Origin of the sequence: Helicobacter sp. 12S02232-10 (assembly GCF_002272895.1) — a bacterium.
Taxonomy (GTDB): domain Bacteria; phylum Campylobacterota; class Campylobacteria; order Campylobacterales; family Helicobacteraceae; genus Helicobacter_J.
Window position 1 is genome coordinate 134248 of the sequence record NZ_MLAQ01000004.1, and the last position, 16315, is coordinate 150562.

Consider the following 16315-nt stretch of genomic DNA (forward strand, 5'->3'; position numbering starts at 1 on the left):
AATCATACAGATTTAACCTTTAAAATCCATACAATGGAGTTTTGAATAAATAAATTTGATACAATACCCGAAAAAACAAGGCGTTGAGTAATGGCTGAGATACAACATATACGGAATTTTTCCATTATTGCCCATATTGATCATGGTAAAAGCACGCTTGCAGATCGCTTGATTCAGGAATGTGGCGGGGTTAGTGAGCGCGAAATGATGAGTCAGATTATGGATACGATGGATATTGAGAAAGAACGGGGTATTACAATAAAGGCACAATCGGTTCGTTTGACTTACAAACTTGATGGGATTAGTTATGTGTTGAATCTCATCGATACTCCCGGACACGTGGATTTCAGTTATGAAGTTTCGCGATCTTTGAGTTCTTGCGAAGGGGTTTTATTGGTGGTAGATGCCTCTCAGGGTGTGGAAGCTCAAACGATTGCAAATGTTTATATCGCCCTTGAAAATAATTTGGAAATTATTCCTGCCATTAATAAGATTGATTTACCTGCTGCAGATCCGATTGCAGTGGCAGAAGACATAGAAAATACAATTGGCATTGATTGTTCAGATGTTCTTTGTGTAAGTGCTAAAAGTGGTGTAGGCATTAAAGAACTGCTTGAAAGAATCGTGCGTCAGATCCCTCCTCCAAACGGAGAAGAAAATGCCCCGACAAAGGCTCTGATATATGATTCTTGGTTTGATAATTATTTGGGAGCACTTGCTCTTGTTCGTCTAAAAGATGGAAAAATTGTTACAGGACAGGAAGTATTGGTGATGAATACAGGAAAAAAACACGAAGTTTTGGGTTTGTATTACCCTCATCCTGTCCATAAGGTCGCCACTAAAGAGATAAAATGTGGAGAAATCGGGATTATTTCACTAGGGCTTAAAAGCGTTACGGATATGGCCGTAGGAGATACGATAACTGATGCTAAAAATCCTGTTGCAAGTCCTATAGATGGCTTTATGCCTGCCAAACCGTTTGTCTTTGCAGGGATTTATCCTATTGATACCGATAAGTTTGAGGAGTTGCGTGATGCGCTCAATAAGCTTCGACTTAATGATTCGGCACTAAGTTTTGAACCTGAAACAAGTGTCGCTTTAGGCTTTGGATTCCGCGTGGGTTTTTTGGGACTACTGCATATGGAAGTTGTTAAAGAAAGATTGGAAAGAGAGTTTGGTCTTGATCTGATTGCTACTGCTCCGACTGTTGTGTATGAGGTGGTTTTGACAGATGGTTCAAAAGTGTTTGTTCAAAATCCCAGCGAACTTCCGCCTGAGCAAAAAATCGCCTCTATCAAAGAACCTTATGTAAGGGCTTCCATCATTACGCCAAGTGAATATTTGGGTAATATTATCACGCTTTTGTCTAATCGTCGTGGTGTTCAAGAAAAGATGGAATACCTCAATCAATCGCGTGTTATGCTTGTTTATGCTCTTCCAAGTAATGAAATTGTAATGGATTTTTATGATAAATTGAAGTCTTGCACAAAAGGGTATGCAAGTTTTGATTATGAACCGATTGAATATAAAGAGGGAAATCTTGTAAAACTTGATGTGCGCGTTGCAGGAGAGATCGTAGATGCGCTTTCTGTTATTGTTGATAGGGATAAGTCTTATGAAAAGGGAAAATCATTAGTGGAGTCAATGAAAGAAATTATCCCTAGACAGCTTTTTGAAGTTGCCATTCAAGCAAGCGTGGGCAATAAAGTCATTGCTCGTGAAACGGTGAAATCAATGGGCAAAAATGTAACTGCGAAGTGTTATGGGGGAGATATTACAAGAAAAAGAAAACTCTTGGAAAAACAAAAAGAAGGTAAAAAAAGAATGAAAGCCATCGGAAAAGTTGAGCTTCCTCAAGAAGCATTTTTGACAGTCCTTAAAATTGATTGATTCAAAAAGAAGAAGAATGTGCGGTAAATTTTTTATATGCGATATGATAGACAAAATATTTTATTGCGCTTAGATTGAGAATGAGTGATAGGTTTGATTTAGTAATGCTTTCTTTATTTGAAAGATGAAAAGTAGCCAATAAAAATCTGAATATCAAATTTGAGAAAGGAAGAAAATGATCAAAAAAATTTTGTTTTGTTTGATGTTGGGTTCAAATCTTTATTCTGAAGGGACGGTGAATGTGATTGAGATTATGCAACATCTTGAATATTCCACAAGTTTGATATTAAAAGGGTTTTTGCACAACCAGCGTCCTTTAATTGATGAGGGAAGAGAAAAATTGAAAAAATCTCTAATAGAACTCAAGGGTGTCAATCCAAAGGTTTATCTTCCTTTGCATAAAAGAAATTTGGAAGTGGTTATTTTTAATAATTTTGCTCGGATGGATGAGCAGCTAGAGCTTATGGGAGAATATCTGAATAAAAAAGAAATGAACCGAGCATACAATGCATTTGATCGCATACTCAATGGTTGTTTCAAATGCCACGCAGTTGTCAGGGGTTGGTAGTTTCAATTAATTTACATTTGTATAGACAGCTTGGACATCATCATCTTCTTCAATTTTGTCCAAAAGCTTTTCTAGTTCGCTTAGTTGGGCTTCATCAAGAGAAATGGGATTATTGGGAATTCTTTTTAACAGAGCTTTTTTGATGTTTATCCCTAGTTTTTCAAATCCTTCCCCTAGTTTTCCAAAATCACTATAATCTCCATATGCTACAAGGATTTCCCCTTCTTCTGTTTGAATGTTTTCAAGTTCTTCCAAGCCATAATCAATGAGACTTAGTTCCAATTCGTCCGACTGAATTCCTATGGAATCGACAGCTTGTTTTTCGAATTCAAACACGCTTTTTCTTGAAAACATAAATTCTAAAGATCCGTTTGGAACAATAGAAGCTCCGGGGGTTTTATTGAAGTAGCTTTTGATATTTGCTATGGTTCTTGTGGGGTTGTCGGTTGTGCATTCTATAAAAATTAAGACACCATTGCTAGCCTTTCCTTCATATGTGATCTCTGAAAATATTCCATCTTTTCCTGCAGCCCTTTTGATGGCTGCATCAATATTATCTTTTGGCATATTTTGAGATTTTGCATTCGCAATAGCAGTGCGTAGTTTGGCATTCATTTCTGGGTCAGTTCCTCCCTCTTTTGCTGCTACTGTGATTGCTTTGGCAAGTTTGGGAAAAATTTTACTCATTTTATCCCATCGTTTTTCTTTGGCTGCTCTGCGATATTCAAATGCTCTTCCCATTTGTTCTCCTGATTTTTGGTCAGGATTATATCAAAAGCGACGCAAAAAGTTTTAATAAGCATTGGGTTTTTGTTATAATCTTTTACAAATAAAGTTATAGTTTTTTAAAGGATATTTTATGCGTGACTTTAAAGGATTTTATTTTATGGTCATTTTTTTAATTTCAAAGAGTCTGTTTGCCGTTGATGATCTCAAAATTTTTGTGGGTGCTGATACTAGAGGTACAGATAGTATTTATGATTCTAAATATTATGAAAAATCCTCAGGGAATTTGAGTGGGAAACGTTATGGGTATGAGGGATATCTTGGGGGTAGCATTGGCGTGGAGTATTTTTTTAATAAGAAAAATGGAGTTCGAACCTTTTTGGGGTTGGGATATGCAAATATAAAATTATTAAATAGCTTGGATAAATTTGATTTATTTTCGGGCGTAGCTACCAAGATTCAAGCTGATTATTTGCTCAATTATTACAGTGATAAAAAATTTGATTTTGGATTTTTTGCTGGCTTGGCTTAATTTAATGCTTATTATAAAAGAAAAAATGAAAATATTATTGCTAATCAGCTTTTGATTGATATGGGTTTGAATATGACCATAAATTTAAAACATCGCATTGAAGTAAGCGTTGGGATTCCATTCTTTTCAAAAGGCAGATATAATTCGGATGAATATGCCAATGTCGCCGTAACAAGAGAATTTAGTAATCTTTATTATGGCATCTCTTATGTGTTTTTATTTGATTTGTGATAAATACTTTGCAACTTCTTTGGTGTGATAACTGATAATGATATCTGCTCCTGCTCGTTTGAAACTCAGCATCGTTTCAATCATTACCTTTTCATAATCAATGATTCCTGATTTTTGAGCCATTTTAAGCATTGAATATTCCCCGCTGACATTATAGACTGCCAAAGGCAAGAGCGTTCTTTCTCTAATATCTCTGACGATATCAAGATAAGCTAAGGCGGGCTTAACCATCAATATATCAGCCCCTTCGACCTCATCATTAAGGCTTTCAAGTATGGCTTCTCTGCGGTTTGCTGGATCTTCTTGATAACTTTTTCTATCCCCAAAACCTGGAGCCGATTGGGCGGCTTCTCGAAAGGGACCATAATAAGCGCTGGAAAATTTTGTTGAATAACTCATAATGGGGATGTGACAAAATCCTGCTGCATCAAGCGCATTTCTAATTGTCAAAACCATACCATCCATCATTGTACTAGGAGCAATAATGTCTGCACCACTACTGCATAAAACGATAGCTTGTTGGGCTAAGATTTCAAGAGTCGCATCGTTATCTACTGTTTTTAGTTTAGGATCAATAATGCCACAATGTCCGTGATCTGTGTATTCGCAAAAGCATAAATCTGCCGTGATTGTAATGTCGGGATGTTTTTCTTTGATGGTACGGATAGTTTTGGACACGATTCCCTGATCACTCAATGCTTCACTCCCGCAAGAATCTTTATGTGCAGGAATTCCAAATAATAAGATATGATAAATTCCTAGTTTTTTAAGCTCTTGGCATTCTTGCAGTATTTCATCTGGACTCATTTGATAAACACCTGGCATTGAAGAGATTTCATTTTTGATTTGACTTCCTTCAATTGCAAAAAGAGGATAGATAAAGTCTCTGATATCAAGTCTTGTTTCTTTGACAAGCTCTCTTAAGTTTTGATTCAAGCGTAAGCGACGTAATCTTTTGAACATTGTTTTCTCCTTAATTTAATATTCTATGCCGGCAGCTTTGAGTTTTTCTCGCAGATAACGCATTTGAATATTTTTATCAAAACACCATTTTGGGGCAAGCAATGTTTCATCGTGAGCCCCTGCGCTTACTCTTTGAATAACTACATCAGAAGGAATCATTTGCAGAGATTTTACAATCAAATCGGCATAATCGGTAAGCTCTATGGGTGTATAGTTTTTAGAATGGTAGAGTTTTTCTAAATAGGTTCCTGATACAACATAAAGGGGATGTATTTTTAACCCGTCTATTCCCCATTTTAAAACCGTTTGTAGAGAATGAAGCATCATTTCAGGAGTTTCTTTGGGAAGTCCATAGATTAAGTGTGCGCAGACTTTAATGCCTCTTTGCCTAGTTTTTTCAAACAACTCTTGCATACCTTGTGTTGAGTGTCCCCTATTGGTTGCTTTTAGTGTTTCATCATATACAGATTGTATCCCGTATTCCAGCCATATTTCTTTGCCTTTTTTGACATAATCTCCAAGCAAATCAAGCACCCGATCCTCAACGCAATCCACCCGTGTTCCAATGCTCATACCTACTACATTAGGAAGGGCTAAGGCTTCCTGATACAGGCGCTTAAGTGTTTCAAACGGGGCGTAAGTATTTGTATAGGATTGGAAATAAACCATATACTTCCTGACTGCAAATTTGTCTTTGTGAAAATTTGAATGCCATTTGAATTGTTCTTTAAGTTGGGCGACTTGATCTTCCAAAAGAGGATTTTGTGTGATTTTGAAATTCATTTCTACAGGCGAGGTATTTAAGTTTGAAATTTTAACGATACTAGGGGAGAAACTCTCATTTCTGCAATAGATGCACCCACCTTTTGCGACGCTTCCATCAATATTTGGGCAAGTAAATCCTTGAAGTGAAATAGGGATTTTTCTAACCCTTTGACCAAATTTTGATTTAAAATATCTTCCGATCGTAAGTATTTTTTTCAATTCTTTATTCCTGTAAATCTTCAATATAATTCTCATCAAAGCACGCTTGACAAAATTTTTCTTCACCAGCGTTTTGGATGCTATTTTTAAGTCCTTGCAAAGATAAAAAAGCCAATGAGTCTGCACCGATAAAATCTCTAACTTCTTCAATGGAATGATTGGCACAGATGAGTTGGGATTTATCTGGTGTATCCACGCCGTAATAGCAAGGAGATATGGTTGGAGGAGAGCTAATAAAGAGATGGATTTTTTTGGCCCCAGCTTGTCTTAGGATTTTGATGATTTGCTTGCTTGTAGTGCCGCGTACAATCGAATCATCAATAATAATGATTTCTTTTCCTTCAATGATTTCAGCTATAGGATTTAATTTTAATTTTACTTTTAGTTCTCTAGCGGATTGAGTGGGTTCAATGAAAGTTCGCCCCACATAATGGTTTCGAATAATGCCTAACTCAAAAGGAATGCCACTTTCTCTTGAATACCCTATGGCAGCGGCCACTCCGCTATCAGGAACAGGAATAACCATATCGGCTTTGATTTTATGTTCTTTGGCAAGCTCTATACCCATTTTTTTGCGGATTTCATAGACATTTCTTCCAAAAACTTTACTATCAGGGCGTGCAAAATAGACGTATTCAAAGATGCAAGGCTTAGGATTGGCAGCAAAGATTTTTATAGATTTTGGCATTGTGATATGTTTCGAATAAGCGCCTTCAAAAACAAGCATTTCACCAGGCTCTACATCTCGAACATATTCAGCCCCGATCAGATCAAATGCACAAGTTTCGCTTGCGACGATATAGCCTACACTACCATCGGGATTGGTAATTTTACCTAAACTCAAGGGTCGCAGTCCGTATTTATCTCGGACTGCAAACATTTTTGTTCTAGATAGAAAAATAAGGGCATAAGCACCTTCTATTTGGTTGATAGCATCAGTAATTCTATCGACTAATTGGTGTTTATGGCTTTTAGCGATGAGATGGATTAGATTTTCTGTGTCCAAATGGCTTTGGAATATAGCTCCATCTTCAATGAGGTTTTTTCTGACTTTTTTTGCATTGGTTAGATTTCCATTATGAACGATGGCTAATTCGCCAAGGCTATATTTTGCAAAAATTGGCTGACAATCATCAATCGAATCTTCTCCTGCTGTGGAATAGCGATTGTGACCAATGCTTGAATTCCCTTGCAGTTTTTTTAATGTATTTTCATCAAAGACTTTGGTCACTAAACCGCTATTTTTGTAAGTGGAAATCTTTTCCCCATTAGAAGAACTGATACCGCTGGCTTCCTGCCCTCTGTGCTGCATTGAAAAGAGTGAGTAGTAGCTGAGTATTGAGGCGTTGTATGCGTTATAGATACCTACAACTGCACATTTTTCATTCCAATCTTTCATACCAAATCCCCTTTAGCTCAAACATTATTATTCCATAATGTAACAAATAAATCATAAAGTATTTTACCGATTTTATTTGCTCTTTTCAGGCACAACGCAGAAATTTTCGACGATACATCCGTGGATAATAAAATAGTTAGTATCATCTTGATGTTCGTATGTGATATTGAAGTTTTGGGCATCCAATGTGTTTTTGATGATATACATACCCAACCCGAATCCTTCAGAATTTACTTTTGTAGAGTCTTTAAAATAAGGTCTGAAATATTCTTTGAAGTCCATTTTTAAGGGATTCCCTTTATTGGAAATGATAAGACTGTATTTGTCGGTATTGATAAGTACTTTTCCATCTGAACCGTATTTAATGGCATTATCCAAGAGATTTTTGACAGCTATTGCAAAAAGATCGAAATCAGCCTTGATTAAATCATTTGGGCTTAAAAGTGTAATTGGGTCAGTACTCATTTTGTCAATCAAGAGCATTTTTTTAGTGCATTCAATCAACTCATCGACTAAAAATTCTCTTTTATTAAGTTTATAGCTTTGAGAGGAGAGTTGTTCAATTTTTGCAAATTGGTTGATCAAGGTATTCAATCGTTCAAAAGCAGATGAGAGTCTTTCTTTTTGCAAAGGGTTTTCAACCATTTCTGCAGTGATCCTGCCTTTTGTAATTGGGGTTTTGAGTTCGTGCATAATAGAGCGGAGGAAAAGTGTTCTAGATTCATTGAGGGCGGCAATTTTTTTGATGGCATTGTTAAATTCATTTGCAAGTTCTCCAATTTCGTCTTGTTGATTGATTTTGCAATTGATATTGAGTTTACCGTTAGAAAAATATCGAATTTGTTGCCTGAGTCTTTTGAGAGGCAAAAGACTTTTTATCACCAATGCAAATAAAAACGTAAGCAGGAGTATCCCTGCAAACGTGATGAGATAATAGTTTTGGTAGGAGGTTTTAAACGTGTCTTTATAAAGCGTGACTTTATCTTGAGTTTCTAAGAGAATAAAAATTTCATTATTTTGCTTGATGGTTTTAGCTAACAAGCCATTAAAGCCAGCAGGAAATTTTTTGTAATTAAGCAAAACTTCTTTAATTTTGGCTTCAGAAGTTGTTTTAAATCCGAGATCTTTGAGATATTTTTCTATGAGTTCAATATTGCCGTTGTGGGCTAGAATTTGGTTGATGGTAGCAGTAAATTGTCTGTATTTGATTTCAGACTGGTTATCTTCGTATTCAATTTGAGATTTGATAAAATAAAAAGAGAAAGCGAAAAAACTAAATAGAGCAAATAAAAATAAGATGGCAATCTTAAAAAATATAGAAGTTTTCATTGATCGGGCTTTAAGATTCCAATTTGTAACCTACACCTCGGACGGAAATAATATACTTTGGTTTTTTGGGATCTTCTTCGATTTTGGCCCGCAATCTTCCGATGATAACATCAATGCTTTTATTTGAACTTTCTGGATTGATAGATTCTGATTCAATCGCAATCGCCTCTCGTGAAAATACGTGTCCTTTTTTGCTGATAAGCAGAGTAAGTATTTCGTATTCAGCACGCGTAAGATCTAGTTTTTTATCTTTAAAGAATACTTCTCGACTATCTTTGTCAATCTTAAAGATTGAGCTTTTATCTTTTTCTTCATTTTTTCCTCCCTTTTGATTGTAACGTCTTAAAAGGGATTGGATTCTAGCAAGCAGCTCTTTAGGATCGTAAGGTTTTGGAATATAATCATCAGCTCCATATTCAAGTGCTTTAATCTTATCATCTAAGTCGCTTCTAGCAGATGAGATGATAATGGGTATATTTTTTTGTTTAGCGACTCGCTTGCAGACTTCAAGTCCATCAAGATTGGGAAGTGTTAAATCAAGCAATAAAAGATCATAATGTTGGGTTGCTATAGCACTCATTCCGGTATAAGGTTCATCATAATTAGTGACGTTAATATCGTGTTGTTTGAGGTATTCGCTCAAAATTTCTGCAAGTTCTATATCATCTTCTATCATCAATACTTCTAGCATTTTTTACCTTATATAAGAGATATTTTTTGCTGAATGATACTATAAAATTTATAAATAATACATATTTTTTAATTAAAGAATCCAAGATAAAGAGTTGATGGCAAAGGGATTTTACGTATTAAAATAGGACCTCAATTGAGTTTTATACAATTAAGGAATCAATCAAATCACTATCAATGTCCCAATTTTTCATCAATAATAGAAAGTTGGTATTGCAGATAATTGATAACCAAATCAAGTTTTGTGGGTAAATCTTTGATTTGAGGAGATTGGAGCCCCTCAAAGAGAACAAGTGTTTTTTCTCTAAGAGCATAAAGGAACTCAGATTCGCTTTTTGGAATAATTTTGGTTTCTGATGAATTAATTTCTTTTTCATTAGGGACATTTTCTATTTCTGTGAGGGTTTGAAGAATCATATCTTTTAATTCCATTGCATCAACCACCTTTCAAATGTTTTTAATTCTTCTTGGCTTGAGGCGTTTATAAAAAGGTTTTTAGCCTTTACATCAGCTCGCTCAAGGTTTTTTATTTCTTCAGTAAGTCGTTTATAAGCACTTTTAGCTTCCTGGTTTGTTGGATCTGTTTTGAGAATATTTTTATAAATCTCTAATGCCTCATCTTTTAAACCTTGAAGTTCATAAATACTTGCAAGAGTAATTGTTTTAAAACTCATCTTATCCTCGCTCCAAACATTCTGTAATTAAATCTCCCATTTGGGAAGTGCTACAGATTTTTTCAGCTCCAAAATGGGCAATGTCTTGCGTGCGACAACCTTTTTTTAAAACCTTTGATACCGCTTGATTGATGGCTTCGGCAGCTTGTGTTTCTTTGAGTGTGTATTTTAGTAACATAGAAGCACTTAAAATGGCAGCTATCGGATTGGCAATGCCCATTCCAGCTATGTCTGGAGCCGAGCCGTGAATAGGCTCATAAAGAGCGACTTTTTCCCCGATACTTGCAGAAGGAAGTAACCCAATAGAGCCTGTTAGCATACCGGCCTCATCGCTTAGAATATCTCCAAAAAGATTGCCGGTTAAAATCACGTCAAATTGTCTAGGGTCTTTGATCAATTGCATACTTGCGTTATCAATGTATTGATGGGTCAGTTCGATTTCTGGGTATTCTTTTGAGACATCAGTAACAACTTCTCTCCAAAGCTGACTTACTTCCAAAACATTTGCTTTATCCACAGAGCAAAGTTTTTTTCTTCGATTGGCGGCGAACTGAAAGCCGATTTTTGCGATTCTTTCAATCTCTTTTTTTGTATAAGCCATTGTGTTATATCCGTGATTTTGGTCCTTTCCTCTAGGTTTGCCAAAATAAATTCCACTGATAAGCTCCCTGATGATCACTAAATCGGTGTCTGCAATGACTTCAGGTTTAAGCGTGCTTGCTTCAAGCAATTCTTCAAATACAATTGCTGGACGGATATTGGCAAACACTTCCAATTCTTTTCTGAGACGCAAAAGACCACTTTCTGGTCGCAATTCTCTAGGTAAATTGTCCCATTTGCTTCCTCCGATTGCGCCAAAAAGAATGGCGTCTGCTTTGAGGCAACCTTGAATGGTTATTTCAGGCAGAGGATTTTTATATGCATCATATGCACATCCCCCCATTAAATATTCTTCGTATTTGATTTTAAAGTTATAAACTTGACTTACTGCATCCAACACTTTTTTTGCTTCATCGATTACTTCAGGACCAATGCCATCTCCCTTGATAAGGGCTATGTTATAAGATTTCAAATCTTTTCCTTTATTTGTTTTTGTGCATAAGGCATTAATCCCCCGCATTGAAGCAGTTCAAGCATAAAAGAAGGGATTTTAGCATAAGTGTATTGCAGGTTTTGAGTGTGATTAAAGATTTTATTTTCTTTTAGACTAATTTCAAGTGCATCACCTTCATTGATCGTGTCAATATCATTTTGAGCGACTTCTAAAATAAGCAAGCCTGTATTGAAAGCATTTCGATAAAAAATTCTTGCAAAAGATGGCGCCAATACTGCTGCTATTCCGGCTTCCTTTAGCGCAAGAGGGGCGTGCTCTCTACTGCTCCCGCAACCAAAATTTTCACTCGCAACAATAAAATCTCCCTGAGAAATCATATCGGCAAAACCATATCTAGAATCTTCCATAATGTGCTTTGCCAATTCTTTTCCATCGCTGGTATTTAGGTATCTTGCGGCAATAATAATATCCGTGTCGATATTTTTGCCAAATTTCCAAGCTCTTCCCGTTTTGTTTTGCAACTTTTGCATTGTGGCTCCAAGTTATTTAGTTTTTGTTGATTTTAGCAAGTTTGATTTAAAATTCCCTTTATTTTTTTGAAGCATCAATAAAAACTTGATTATAAGAAATTGAGACACCTATGAATAAATTTGTTCCAACTTCTTTAAAATACCTTCCTTTGAGCATATAGAAGGTGAAAAACGGGGCGATGGAAAAGTTTTTATACAGGTTTGTGTCCATTCTGATATCTAGTTCCAATTCATATTGAGGGTTATGGGAGGGTTGGTAATTATTAAGGATATAGTCTCTGAAATTAAGATGGTAATTAAAATTTACGTTGTCGCGTATTTTTTGTTGGATGTCAAATCCTGTTTGAATACCAAAACTTTCTACGGGTCTGCTATAGGTGAAATCTTCTTCGCCAAATAAGTTGAGGTAAAGATTTTTGATGTAATTTCCCTCAAATATTTTGAACCCTGTACTGAAGCGCAAGATCTTAATTCTATTTAAGCTTGGTTGAGGGGTAAATTCTGTTCGGTAGCTTAATTGGGCATAAGGACCTAGCTCAAATCCTCCGAGGGCTTTTTCGAACTTCCAAATCCTTTGGGTGTAATCTGTAGATAAAAGAATTCTGTCTAAAGTTTTATTATCAATTTTAGGTCCTTTTTCAGGATTGATGACGTTTCTTCCATATTCTGTGAGTAGAGAGTTAAAGACAACGAATTTTTTAGCATAATAATTGGCGTCAAATTCTCCAAAAGTTTGTGCAACGATTTGAGAATTTCCACGAATGCGACTGTTGGAAAAATTTTTGTAAAGATTTTGATTTTTGAGTGAGGTTGAAGAGAAGTTGAGGGAAATTCTCTTGAGTTCAAGTTGCCATCCATTTTTTGTTAAGTCAATATCTAAATCTTTTCCGAATGCATTTATCAAGATCAAAAATGGAAAAATCCATTTGGAGCATTTCATTGACTTCCTTTGATTTTTATGATCCATTCTTGCAGGTTTTTTTCAAATCCTTTTTGGGTATGTTTGACAAAATGCAGGGGTTTTTGAAGATATTTTTGTTTGATCCAACCGCCGTAATCGTGTGGATAAAGGTAGGTTTTAGAATGAGTAAGGATATTTTTTGGGATTGGAAGAATTTCACCTTCATTGACAGATTTTATTGCATCATTGATGGCATTATAAGCAGTATTTGATTTTGGACAACAAGACAGGTAAATCACGCATTGAGAGAGAATGATTCTAGCTTCAGGATACCCGATTTTGGACACTGCTGTCATTGTAGAAGTGGCAAGATTGAGTGCGTTTGGATTTGCATTTCCTATGTCTTCGCTTGCCAAGATGACGAGCCTTCTAGCAATGAATTCAGGATTTTCTCCCCCACAAACTAATCTTGCAAGATAATAAAGTGCGGCGTTTTCATCACTACCACGAATAGATTTGATGAGTGCGCTGATAAGATTGTAATGTGTGTTCTCATCACTACTTCCATCATTGAGACTTATGGGACGGAGTGATTTGAGAGTATCTAAAACAATCTCATCGTTTTGGCTCTCCATAGCCACATCTAATAAATTTAGCATTGCTCGTGCATCCCCGCCACTTGAGGAAATTAGGTAATCTCTAGCTTCTTGGGAGATTTTGCAAGGATAGATGTCAAGAGCTTTTTGTAGGATTTGATTGAGCTCAGATCTCCCAAGAGGGGCAAATTCAAATAAAAATGCGCGCGAACGAATTGCTCCTGTTAGACTATAGTAGGGATTTTCAGTGCTTGCTCCCAAAATAAGTGCTTCTTGATTTTCCATAATCGGTAATAAGAACTCTTGTTGATTTTTGCTTAGTCGATGTACTTCATCAATAAATACAACGGGTTTTGCAAGTGTATTTTGGTATTGTTTGAGTGCAAGGCGAAATTCTTCGAGTTTAAAATTGGTTGCATTGAATTGTAAAAAAGGTTTTTGAAGTTTGTGGGCAATGAGTCTAGCCAAAGTTGTTTTGCCACTCCCAGGAGGCCCATAAAAAAATGAATGAGGAAAATTTCCTGTAGAAATGGCATTTTTAAGAGGAGAGTTTTCGCCGATAATTTTGCTTTGCCCTGCGAACTCTTCAAGAGTTTTTGGACGCAGGAGACTAGCTAGATTTTTCATCATTCATCAATGGCGTTATTTTTTAAATATAATGAGTTCATAAGAGCTTTTTTTGACGCTGACTTCTGTCCCAGTAGTTGTCCGAGCTTTTTTTTGTAGATTTGAGCGCAATTCTTCATTGATCGTATCAAGCTCATCGAGTTTTTCTTTAAGTCGCAAGATAATATCTACGCCTGCTAGATTAACTCCCATATCGCGTGTTAATCTGAGAATGGTTTTGATTTTATCAATGTCTCTTTGGGAATAAAGCCTCATTTTTCCATCTGTGCGACCTGGTTCGATCAGCCCTTCCTTCTCATATTGTCTGAGGGTTTGAGGATGGATCTCAAGTATTTTTGCCACAACACTGATAAGATAAACAGGTTCGTCATAACTATACATTGCATTATCCTTTTTGATGAATTAGGGCAATTGCTCTTCAAGGTTTTTTTTCAATTCGTCTGGCAAAGAGTCTGTGTGGGGCAAAACAATGTTTGCTTTCAGATAAAGATCTCCTGTATGCCCTGTTTTTCTGTTTTTAACCCCGAGTTCTTTGATACGAAATCTTTGGGCATTTTTTGTATTGGCAGGAATTTTAAGACTGACTTCTTTGTGCAATGTGGGGATATTGATTTTTCCTCCAAAAAGTGCAATTTTTAAGGGAAGGTCAAAAGTTTTAGTCAAATCATCATTATCCCTTGAATATTCTGGCTCTTGGGCAATATTGATTTTTAATAACAAGTCTCCTTTTCCTGATCTGCCAGTTTTTCCTTTTCCTCTAACTCGGATTGTTTCGCCTTCATTAATTCCGGCAGGGATTTTGATGTCAAAGCTGTCGTTTTGAATATTGATATGATGTTTGCCCCCAAGGACTGCACTTGCAAAAGGAATCGTTAAATTTGCACGTATATCCAAATCGGGTTCAAATCCGAAATTTCCACCAAAACCAAAACTATTGGCTCCAGATCCAAATCCTCCGGCACTGCCAAAAATTTGGGAGAGAATATCATCTAAATTAATCCCTGAACCTCCTTGAGATCGGGCAAAATCACTAAAATTTTGACCCCCAAACATATTGTCGCCAAATTGATCGTATTGAGCTCGCTTTTTTTCGTCGCTTAAGATTTCATAAGCAGCATTAATTTCTTTAAATTTTTCTTCAGCTTCTTTATCTTTATTGATGTCGGGATGGTATTTTCTAGCTAGTTTTCTGTAAGATTTTTTTATTTCTTCAGCAGTCGCATTTTCTTCGACACCAAGAGTTTCATATAGACTTTTGCTCATAGAGTGCTCCGCATAAATTTCTATTTTTTTGAGTTTTATTGTATCATAAAACTTTAGTATAAGTCAATCAACTTTATTTATAAAATTCTGTTGGGTTTAAATTTGGAATTCTTTTTGCTAGGATAATTGTCAAGTTCTGCAAGAAACCTAAAATATAAATTATTGTTTCTTTGGATAAAAGGATGCAAATGCTCAGAAAGCTTGTTTTGTGTTGTTTATGTGGAGGCGTTGTTTTTGCAGCAGGTACTAGAACTCCTCAAGAGGCTTTTATGAAAGGAGTTGTTAATGGGCATATTGGATTTTTCTTTCAGCAATCGACAAAACAAGATCCCACTTATGGGGATTTAAATATGGATTTGTCGTATAATACCCAAAGATTTATGGGCTATAAATTTGGTGCAAAAGCATGGTTAGTCCCTAAAATCTATGAAGCCAAACAAGGTGATTTTAACAAGGCCCAAGAGATTTTTGTATTTTCTAATATTTATGGTGATTTTTATAATGAATATGAAAAATTCAGGCTAACGTTGGGGCGTTATAATATTGATGAGGAATGGATGACTCACGATACTGAGGGTATCAGTGTTTCTTATGATAAGTTTGAAAATATTTCATTGTCTTTTGTGTGGGCTCTTAGAAATGCTTGGGTCACGAATTATTATTTGAGTAATTTTAGAAAAATGTTTAATTGGTCAGGTGCTCTTTTGTTCCGTGGAGATATTCAGATTCCTAATGCTCCTGTCAAAATTAAGCCTTATCTTTATATGGCGCCGGGATTTTTTATTTCCCCAGGCATAAAAATTGAACTCCATTTGCCCTTAAAGTCCGGAGTTTATTTTGATAGCCATATTCATTTGCTTTCTTATGTAGCTAATAAACAGCATTATGGAACTTCTAGTAGTAGCGGATTGGTTTGGGCTGAAGGCTTGGTAGGTTGGAATGGTTTAGAAAGTGGTATTGGGATTGTCTCAGTCGGTGGCGGAGCGGGAGCTAATAGAATTGATGCTTTTGGACAACATACAAGGTTTGAAAGAACTGTCGGAATGTTTTATGGCGATGCGGTTACTGCGTATGGATTTGCTTCTGGAGATATGGGCAGATATTTTTCTTTGTACGGAGCAGTCAGGGGAACTTTTATTAATGGTAAGAATATTTTGAACTGGGATGCTAAAATTAATTTTAAGCCTCAAAAAGGAGTTGAATTGGGTCTTGGTATCTTAGGAATGTTTAATCAAACTGATGCGACAGGATATTTTGGGGGAACAAAGGATTACATAATGGGACGTGGATTTGTTCAATATAGTTTTTAGTTTTGATTGGCTATGATTTCTTTTTTAAATTTTTAAAAATACAAGGAG

At 36.0% G+C, this 16315-nt stretch carries 19 protein-coding genes; 5 read left to right on the plus strand and 14 right to left on the minus strand.

Annotated features, from left to right (window positions below; all coding sequences use genetic code 11):
* The first annotated feature begins 90 nt into the window (after positions 1-90).
* Positions 91-1890 (plus strand): translation elongation factor 4, encoded by a 1800-nt coding sequence (lepA, locus tag BKH41_RS04750; protein ID WP_095297500.1) that lies wholly within the window; start codon positions 91-93, stop codon positions 1888-1890.
* Between the two features lie 175 nt (positions 1891-2065).
* Positions 2066-2458 (plus strand): hypothetical protein, encoded by a 393-nt coding sequence (locus BKH41_RS04755; protein ID WP_095297502.1) that lies wholly within the window; start codon positions 2066-2068, stop codon positions 2456-2458.
* Between the two features lie 6 nt (positions 2459-2464).
* Here BKH41_RS04755 and BKH41_RS04760 read toward each other — a convergent pair whose 3' ends face one another.
* The gene (locus BKH41_RS04760) at positions 2465-3199 is read right to left on the minus strand and encodes a YebC/PmpR family DNA-binding transcriptional regulator (RefSeq protein ID WP_095297504.1); all 735 of its coding nucleotides are present in this window, start codon (positions 3197-3199) and stop codon (positions 2465-2467) included.
* Between the two features lie 118 nt (positions 3200-3317).
* Between BKH41_RS04760 and BKH41_RS04765 the strand changes: the two genes are divergently transcribed.
* Both BKH41_RS04765 and BKH41_RS09650 read left to right on the plus strand, forming a co-directional pair.
* Complete coding sequence (locus BKH41_RS04765; protein WP_095297506.1) at positions 3318-3716, plus strand: hypothetical protein; 399 nt, start codon at positions 3318-3320, stop codon at positions 3714-3716.
* Positions 3717-3767: 51 nt separating this feature from the next.
* Positions 3768-3947 carry a hypothetical protein gene (locus BKH41_RS09650; RefSeq protein ID WP_257875406.1) on the plus strand — a complete coding sequence of 60 codons (180 nt, stop codon included), beginning with the start codon at positions 3768-3770 and terminating at the stop codon, positions 3945-3947.
* Here the strand turns inward: BKH41_RS09650 and hemB are convergent.
* From hemB to BKH41_RS04830, 13 genes are all read right to left on the minus strand, one after another.
* The gene (gene hemB / locus BKH41_RS04770) at positions 3933-4910 is read right to left on the minus strand and encodes a porphobilinogen synthase (RefSeq protein WP_095297508.1); all 978 of its coding nucleotides are present in this window, start codon (positions 4908-4910) and stop codon (positions 3933-3935) included. The two genes, BKH41_RS09650 and hemB, sit on opposite strands and share 15 nt — an antisense overlap.
* A 15-nt stretch (positions 4911-4925) precedes the next feature.
* Positions 4926-5894, minus strand: a complete 969-nt coding sequence (locus tag BKH41_RS04775) for a TIGR01212 family radical SAM protein (RefSeq protein WP_095297586.1) — start codon at positions 5892-5894, stop codon at positions 4926-4928.
* A 4-nt stretch (positions 5895-5898) separates the two neighbouring features.
* The gene (gene purF, locus BKH41_RS04780) at positions 5899-7293 is read right to left on the minus strand and encodes an amidophosphoribosyltransferase (protein WP_095297510.1); all 1395 of its coding nucleotides are present in this window, start codon (positions 7291-7293) and stop codon (positions 5899-5901) included.
* A 72-nt stretch (positions 7294-7365) separates the two neighbouring features.
* Entirely contained in the window at positions 7366-8622 is a 1257-nt protein-coding gene (locus BKH41_RS04785) for an ArsS family sensor histidine kinase (RefSeq protein WP_095297512.1), read from the minus strand.
* A 10-nt stretch (positions 8623-8632) separates the two neighbouring features.
* Positions 8633-9313, minus strand: coding sequence for a response regulator transcription factor (locus BKH41_RS04790; protein ID WP_095297513.1), 681 nt, complete (start codon positions 9311-9313; stop codon positions 8633-8635).
* 173 nt (positions 9314-9486) lie between these two features.
* Positions 9487-9744, minus strand: coding sequence for a hypothetical protein (locus BKH41_RS04795; RefSeq protein WP_095297515.1), 258 nt, complete (start codon positions 9742-9744; stop codon positions 9487-9489).
* Positions 9735-9986: a hypothetical protein gene (locus tag BKH41_RS04800; protein ID WP_095297517.1), complete on the minus strand. Its 252-nt coding sequence runs from the start codon at positions 9984-9986 to the stop codon at positions 9735-9737. The genes BKH41_RS04795 and BKH41_RS04800 overlap by 10 nt, the downstream gene beginning before the upstream one ends.
* Before the next feature lies 1 nt (position 9987).
* The gene (leuB, locus tag BKH41_RS04805; protein WP_180762737.1) at positions 9988-11058 is read right to left on the minus strand and encodes a 3-isopropylmalate dehydrogenase; all 1071 of its coding nucleotides are present in this window, start codon (positions 11056-11058) and stop codon (positions 9988-9990) included.
* Positions 11055-11570, minus strand: coding sequence for a 3-isopropylmalate dehydratase small subunit (locus BKH41_RS04810; RefSeq protein WP_095297521.1), 516 nt, complete (start codon positions 11568-11570; stop codon positions 11055-11057). Before BKH41_RS04810 ends, leuB begins: the two co-directional genes overlap by 4 nt.
* Positions 11571-11628: 58 nt before the next feature.
* Complete coding sequence (locus tag BKH41_RS04815; RefSeq protein WP_095297523.1) at positions 11629-12510, minus strand: hypothetical protein; 882 nt, start codon at positions 12508-12510, stop codon at positions 11629-11631.
* On the minus strand, positions 12507-13694 hold the full coding sequence (locus tag BKH41_RS04820; protein WP_095297525.1) for a replication-associated recombination protein A: 1188 nt from the start codon (positions 13692-13694) through the stop codon (positions 12507-12509). Before BKH41_RS04820 ends, BKH41_RS04815 begins: the two co-directional genes overlap by 4 nt.
* A 15-nt stretch (positions 13695-13709) precedes the next feature.
* Positions 13710-14075: a helix-turn-helix transcriptional regulator gene (locus BKH41_RS04825; RefSeq protein WP_095297527.1), complete on the minus strand. Its 366-nt coding sequence runs from the start codon at positions 14073-14075 to the stop codon at positions 13710-13712.
* A 21-nt stretch (positions 14076-14096) separates the two neighbouring features.
* Positions 14097-14957 carry a DnaJ C-terminal domain-containing protein gene (locus tag BKH41_RS04830; RefSeq protein WP_095297529.1) on the minus strand — a complete coding sequence of 287 codons (861 nt, stop codon included), beginning with the start codon at positions 14955-14957 and terminating at the stop codon, positions 14097-14099.
* 188 nt (positions 14958-15145) lie between these two features.
* On the opposite strand from BKH41_RS04830, the gene BKH41_RS04835 reads away from it, so the two are divergent.
* A complete protein-coding gene (locus BKH41_RS04835) occupies positions 15146-16267 on the plus strand; it encodes an outer membrane family protein (protein ID WP_095297531.1) in 1122 nt (373 codons plus the stop codon).
* Positions 16268-16315 lie beyond the last annotated feature (48 nt).

Bases quoted from the DNA above. Each gene is read 5' to 3' on its own strand.
- lepA (WP_095297500.1), top strand. From the start codon at position 91: ATGGCTGAGATACAACATATACGGAATTTTTCCATTATTGCCCATATT.
- BKH41_RS04755 (WP_095297502.1), top strand. From the start codon at position 2,066: ATGATCAAAAAAATTTTGTTTTGTTTGATGTTGGGTTCAAATCTTTAT.
- BKH41_RS04760 (WP_095297504.1), bottom strand. From the start codon at position 3,199: ATGGGAAGAGCATTTGAATATCGCAGAGCAGCCAAAGAAAAACGATGG.
- BKH41_RS04765 (WP_095297506.1), top strand. From the start codon at position 3,318: ATGCGTGACTTTAAAGGATTTTATTTTATGGTCATTTTTTTAATTTCA.
- hemB (WP_095297508.1), bottom strand. From the start codon at position 4,910: ATGTTCAAAAGATTACGTCGCTTACGCTTGAATCAAAACTTAAGAGAG.
- purF (WP_095297510.1), bottom strand. From the start codon at position 7,293: ATGAAAGATTGGAATGAAAAATGTGCAGTTGTAGGTATCTATAACGCA.
- BKH41_RS04785 (WP_095297512.1), bottom strand. From the start codon at position 8,622: ATGAAAACTTCTATATTTTTTAAGATTGCCATCTTATTTTTATTTGCT.
- BKH41_RS04790 (WP_095297513.1), bottom strand. From the start codon at position 9,313: ATGCTAGAAGTATTGATGATAGAAGATGATATAGAACTTGCAGAAATT.
- BKH41_RS04795 (WP_095297515.1), bottom strand. From the start codon at position 9,744: ATGGAATTAAAAGATATGATTCTTCAAACCCTCACAGAAATAGAAAAT.
- BKH41_RS04800 (WP_095297517.1), bottom strand. From the start codon at position 9,986: ATGAGTTTTAAAACAATTACTCTTGCAAGTATTTATGAACTTCAAGGT.
- BKH41_RS04810 (WP_095297521.1), bottom strand. From the start codon at position 11,570: ATGCAAAAGTTGCAAAACAAAACGGGAAGAGCTTGGAAATTTGGCAAA.
- BKH41_RS04815 (WP_095297523.1), bottom strand. From the start codon at position 12,510: ATGAAATGCTCCAAATGGATTTTTCCATTTTTGATCTTGATAAATGCA.
- BKH41_RS04820 (WP_095297525.1), bottom strand. From the start codon at position 13,694: ATGAAAAATCTAGCTAGTCTCCTGCGTCCAAAAACTCTTGAAGAGTTC.
- BKH41_RS04825 (WP_095297527.1), bottom strand. From the start codon at position 14,075: ATGTATAGTTATGACGAACCTGTTTATCTTATCAGTGTTGTGGCAAAA.
- BKH41_RS04830 (WP_095297529.1), bottom strand. From the start codon at position 14,957: ATGAGCAAAAGTCTATATGAAACTCTTGGTGTCGAAGAAAATGCGACT.
- BKH41_RS04835 (WP_095297531.1), top strand. From the start codon at position 15,146: ATGCTCAGAAAGCTTGTTTTGTGTTGTTTATGTGGAGGCGTTGTTTTT.